Source organism: Bacillus cereus group sp. BfR-BA-01430 (assembly GCF_022663115.1).
In the GTDB taxonomy this organism is placed as follows: domain Bacteria; phylum Bacillota; class Bacilli; order Bacillales; family Bacillaceae_G; genus Bacillus_A; species Bacillus_A cereus_BD.
In genome coordinates, this window is sequence record NZ_JAKUEW010000038.1 from 1 (window position 1) to 4,208 (window position 4,208).

Below are 4,208 nucleotides of genomic sequence, written 5' to 3' on the forward strand. Positions count from 1 at the left end.
ACCAGCGACATTTTCTACATATATTTCAATCGCTTTATCCACATCGCCATTTACCGCAATTAACGCATAATATTCATGCTTATTAAACTCAAAGTATTTCATATCCATTCCCCTTTTCTCCAAAATGAAATTTTTATTAATCATCTATTAGGACCATTCGAAGTCGTTTCGTGCTATTTCCACAGCGTTTTTCATATATAGGGAAAGTCATATACCTCAAAAAATCTATTGACTTATTAGTTTCCGCATGAATTTCTGCTATTGTCCCTTCTGTAATGAAACGCTCGCCTTTATACAATGCGTAAATTCGTCTATACCACGGTTTCCCCATATTCATTCTCCTTTTCTATAAAAATGAAGTTTTATTGTAATCTCCCTCTATATATTTTCTTGATCTGTGCCTCACTGAATCCCTCATACACCGTAAATATCTCAGGAAACTCACTTAAACACATATCAATAATCGTGTCGTCTGTTGTTCTAATGTAAAAATACTTAACCTCGCCCGCGTAATCATTGTGTAGATAATAACTCCTAATCTCGCAATGATAGCCATTCGCTTCTAAGACTTCATACAGCTTGTTTTTTGTTTCATCGATATCGAAAATAGACAGTTGTCCTTCAATATCCACTTCCATTGCTTATCCCACCTTTTGGTTAAAATTTATTAATATACCTCCACGTTTCATCAATCTTTTGATTCTGTATATCCATTATTTGCTTATAATTATCTAAACGCTTTTCTAAGTGTTTTAAATCAAGCTTTATACAAACAATGTGACCAAGTAAAATGAAGATAATTATCCATAAAAACAATTCCAATCCCTTCACCTCACCTTCTCCAAAATAACTATTTTGTTTGGTTTTTCATTTCCATTGCTTCAACCATTTCTTCTATGCAACCCATACACAATTTACTGTCCGTTCTTGTTTCTCCGTAATATAAAACCTCAACTTTTTTATTTGTTCCGCAAGTTTTACATCGTTCTCCTTTATTGGCTTTTTCCCAATGAAATTTATTCACAAGTACTCCTCCTTTTCTATTCAAATAACGCTTTAGTTATAAATTTTATTAAACCTGTTCCATGCCTCTTAAAACTCTGTAAGCCTCGTATGCTTTATTATCTGAAAGTAATTCAATCGCTCGATTATGTCGTTTGAGTATTAACTCATGTTTTTTAACTAGACGGATTAACTCTTCCATGCTTGTTATTTCAACTTCATTTTTTTCATTATTCATCTTCCGCTCCCTCATTTCTTAATAAAATTCAAATTGTAATACAATAACGCTTTTGTTATAAAAATGTCCATAACCAAGCCACAAACATCCCTAATACAAAAGATTGATAATTGGTCATATGCTCACCCTCTTTATTCAAATAAAGATTTTGTTTAGTTTTCTTTCAACTTCTCATAAATAGAATCAATTATTTTTATCTCTTTTCTAATTAATGTGATTCCGTAACTCGAACCTCTTTTCGTATAATCTTTTTCTAATCTTTCTAAATGTATTCTTTTAGTTTGCAACCAATCTAATTGTTCTTGTTTTTCAATCATTCTTATCCCTCATTTCATATAAAATTCAAATTTGGTCTTAATACCCGTTATCTTGTCTCTCAAAATTCTCCGCATTCTTTTCTTTATACGAATGCACAATGTCCTCATAAGTAAATCCATACAAGTAGCAAATACGAAAGAAAATACCGAATGCCCTTCTTAAATGCCCCATCGTTGTTGTTAAATCGCTGTACTGACACCATGCTCTTTTTGCTGTCAAAATGTCTTGCATATACCATTCAAACAACATATTTACATTCTTTGTATTCTTCTTCATGATAGATTGGATGCAAAACGAGTGAATCAATTCATGACGCCATGTACACTTATCTAACTCAATCACAATATTCATTAGAAAATGGAGTCCATCGATTAACTCTTCTAAGAGTCCACTTTTCGGAACCCCAAACCCCGTACTCCACATCTTAAATGCCCGCGTTTCATTCCACGCTTCTCCGATCTCAACTAATAGCGCTCGAAATAACATATCTGCCTTATCGTTACCATTATATCCAATGCGCTTGTCTAGTTCCTTCTGCATTTCGAATAGTTCCGTAATATCGAAAGTTTGTTTCTTCTCTACTTCCGTAATTTCGTGTAATTTAATCATCATAGATCCACTCCTAATACGAATTTCAAAAGATACATAGCGAGCGTGATGAAAAACCACGCTATCGCTACGACTATAAAATCCTCTTTCCTCATTCAAACCAACACATTGCAATAGTAATTATCCAAACTAGCACAATCCACTTCGTATCGCTCATCCTACTGCGTCCTCCATACAGAAGCGTAATTCTACATCATTAGTTGGAAAATACTTGACTGGAGCGTCATCATCATTAATTTCCACACAACCAATAACGCGTTCGAACTTATTATCTTCTGTTTGATTAACCACTATATATAAAGCGTCCTCACGTTCAACAATGTCTCCTAATTTGAACTCGTCCATTTTTCGACCTTTCTTGTGAAATACCATGAATCTTTCAAACTCTTCTAATTCTTCATCTGTCGGTTTGCGGAATGTACAATCATCTCCTTTCCAAAGGAAACCACCCTCATATACTCTCATTGTGTTAACAGGGTAAGAGATTTTTACATTGTATTTGTAATCATCTTCACTCCCAAAAACCGCATACCACTTAGCGTTTTCCGTCTCCATTACAAACATTTCGCCCTCTTCGAACTTCAGTGGTTCCACATAGTCAATAAACTCATTTCTGAAAAAGAAATTAATTAACTCAGTAGCTGTCCATTCGGTGTCATCGAATCTCTTCCAAATCTCATCCTCTTTAATTTTCCAAGCACAACCTTTTTCTTGAGTTGTAATCCAATGTGTTTTCATCCGTTCAATAGCTTCAAAACCTGTGTATGTTTTCATAGTTTCCTCCTCTAGTAAACGCAAATCTCCAATCGGTGCAAAAGTTAACACATCGTTCCCGTCAAATAAGCACCAACCTTTCCAATCATCTTGATGGTCGAACGTACCAACTCTTTTCTCTCCATAACTCATAAAATAAACTCTGTCGCCTTTTTTAAATTTACTCATTTTCTTCACCCTCCAAAATTTGTTCTAATTTCTTTTGCATGCGTTCACAAACAACGCGTTGCCCGTTGTAATAGCCGTACTTCTCTAAATCACCATCATCTAATAGATTCAACGACCTACTACCAAGAAGTGATTGACTTAACTTCAATTCCTCAATGAGCTTTTCTAACTGATCTCGCATTGCAAATACACTTCCTTTTGTTTATCTATATCGATAATTTGTTTTTCATGTTTCTTTAACTGTTCCTCAATCCACTTACCTGTCGTTTCGACGTATTCTTCGCGTGTATGAGCGTTTTTAGAAGGTGGCAAGGTAAATACCATCCCCCAACTACTTACGCTCGTTATATGGACATCTGGACGCATTACAGTGATAGACATTTTATTCACCTCATGTCGTTCTATAACTTGCACCTTTCACTTGATACAAATAATCCTTACTCATTCCAAACAACCGATCAGCGGCCGCGAATCCGATTTTGTCCTCCAGCGTATCCAAATCCTCATTGCTGGTGTACCAGATTGGTAGATTGTGCAAATATCGTTCATTAATAATCTTGTAGTACATATCTTCCTTAAATTCACTGTACTTCGATTTCGCAATATCATCCCAAATTAGAATGTCGCATGTGCATAAATCATGAAACAATTCATTCAAACGCTTTTTATTGTCATTTAAAAACGCCGCGCTTTGAATCTCAGCCATGATATTTACATCTTGGACACATAATACTCGGACTCCACGAAGACGCCCTGTATGCTTGTCTGTGACTTTAAAATGGTTCAATGCGTATTTCGCTGCCGCTACCTGTAAATGAGTTTTACCTAAACCGTATGAGTTATTAGCTTGTCTCATTTGGTTGCGCTCACCTGGAGGTAAAGCTTTTAATTTCGTTTCACCTACCTCAGCGATAAAACCGATACTATTTATCTTTGAATCCCGTATCTCATTAAAGATTTTTAAATATTCAACCATCGCATTGTACAGGGTTTGCTGAACTGCTGTTTCCCTTACATAATTATCAAACCGTGCATTTTCGAACTCAGACGGAATCATAGCGTTTTTAAATCTAGCTATAAGGCTCTTTCGTTCTAAGCA

The 4,208-nt window shown here is 35.3% G+C and carries 11 protein-coding genes; all 11 read right to left on the reverse strand.

The annotated features are described in order from the left end of the window. Nucleotides 1-136 precede the first annotated feature (136 nt). The gene (locus MR058_RS22595; RefSeq protein WP_094396548.1) at nt 137-331 is read right to left on the reverse strand and encodes a hypothetical protein; all 195 of its coding nucleotides are present in this window, start codon (nt 329-331) and stop codon (nt 137-139) included. 31 nt (nt 332-362) lie between these two features. After that, the gene (locus tag MR058_RS22600) at nt 363-638 is read right to left on the reverse strand and encodes a hypothetical protein (RefSeq protein WP_242145917.1); all 276 of its coding nucleotides are present in this window, start codon (nt 636-638) and stop codon (nt 363-365) included. Between the two features lie 19 nt (nt 639-657). After that, nucleotides 658-831: a hypothetical protein gene (locus tag MR058_RS22605; RefSeq protein WP_242145923.1), complete on the reverse strand. Its 174-nt coding sequence runs from the start codon at nt 829-831 to the stop codon at nt 658-660. A 19-nt stretch (nt 832-850) separates the two neighbouring features. Next, nucleotides 851-1,024, reverse strand: coding sequence for a hypothetical protein (locus tag MR058_RS22610; RefSeq protein WP_242145918.1), 174 nt, complete (start codon nt 1,022-1,024; stop codon nt 851-853). A 48-nt stretch (nt 1,025-1,072) separates the two neighbouring features. Further along, a complete protein-coding gene (locus MR058_RS22615) occupies nt 1,073-1,240 on the reverse strand; it encodes a hypothetical protein (RefSeq protein WP_162533163.1) in 168 nt (55 codons plus the stop codon). 152 nt (nt 1,241-1,392) lie between these two features. Next, the gene (locus MR058_RS22620; RefSeq protein WP_162533137.1) at nt 1,393-1,557 is read right to left on the reverse strand and encodes a hypothetical protein; all 165 of its coding nucleotides are present in this window, start codon (nt 1,555-1,557) and stop codon (nt 1,393-1,395) included. A 37-nt stretch (nt 1,558-1,594) separates the two neighbouring features. Beyond that, entirely contained in the window at nt 1,595-2,167 is a 573-nt protein-coding gene (locus MR058_RS22625; RefSeq protein WP_242145919.1) for a dUTP diphosphatase, read from the reverse strand. 153 nt (nt 2,168-2,320) lie between these two features. Continuing rightward, nucleotides 2,321-3,109, reverse strand: a complete 789-nt coding sequence (locus tag MR058_RS22630; RefSeq protein ID WP_242145920.1) for a hypothetical protein — start codon at nt 3,107-3,109, stop codon at nt 2,321-2,323. Further along, on the reverse strand, nt 3,102-3,290 hold the full coding sequence (locus tag MR058_RS22635) for a hypothetical protein (protein ID WP_087095198.1): 189 nt from the start codon (nt 3,288-3,290) through the stop codon (nt 3,102-3,104). The genes MR058_RS22630 and MR058_RS22635 overlap by 8 nt, the downstream gene beginning before the upstream one ends. Then, a complete protein-coding gene (locus MR058_RS22640) occupies nt 3,275-3,490 on the reverse strand; it encodes a hypothetical protein (RefSeq protein WP_242145921.1) in 216 nt (71 codons plus the stop codon). Before MR058_RS22640 ends, MR058_RS22635 begins: the two co-directional genes overlap by 16 nt. 10 nt (nt 3,491-3,500) lie before the next feature. After that, nucleotides 3,501-4,208, reverse strand: a 708-nt coding sequence (locus tag MR058_RS22645) for a DNA replication protein (RefSeq protein ID WP_242145922.1), incomplete at its 5' end; no start/stop codon positions are given.

Bases quoted from the DNA above. Each gene is read 5' to 3' on its own strand.
- MR058_RS22625 (WP_242145919.1), bottom strand. From the start codon at position 2,167: ATGATTAAATTACACGAAATTACGGAAGTAGAGAAGAAACAAACTTTC.
- MR058_RS22615 (WP_162533163.1), bottom strand. From the start codon at position 1,240: ATGAATAATGAAAAAAATGAAGTTGAAATAACAAGCATGGAAGAGTTA.
- MR058_RS22595 (WP_094396548.1), bottom strand. From the start codon at position 331: ATGGGGAAACCGTGGTATAGACGAATTTACGCATTGTATAAAGGCGAG.
- MR058_RS22630 (WP_242145920.1), bottom strand. From the start codon at position 3,109: ATGAGTAAATTTAAAAAAGGCGACAGAGTTTATTTTATGAGTTATGGA.
- MR058_RS22600 (WP_242145917.1), bottom strand. From the start codon at position 638: ATGGAAGTGGATATTGAAGGACAACTGTCTATTTTCGATATCGATGAA.
- MR058_RS22635 (WP_087095198.1), bottom strand. From the start codon at position 3,290: ATGCGAGATCAGTTAGAAAAGCTCATTGAGGAATTGAAGTTAAGTCAA.
- MR058_RS22620 (WP_162533137.1), bottom strand. From the start codon at position 1,557: ATGATTGAAAAACAAGAACAATTAGATTGGTTGCAAACTAAAAGAATA.
- MR058_RS22640 (WP_242145921.1), bottom strand. From the start codon at position 3,490: ATGTCTATCACTGTAATGCGTCCAGATGTCCATATAACGAGCGTAAGT.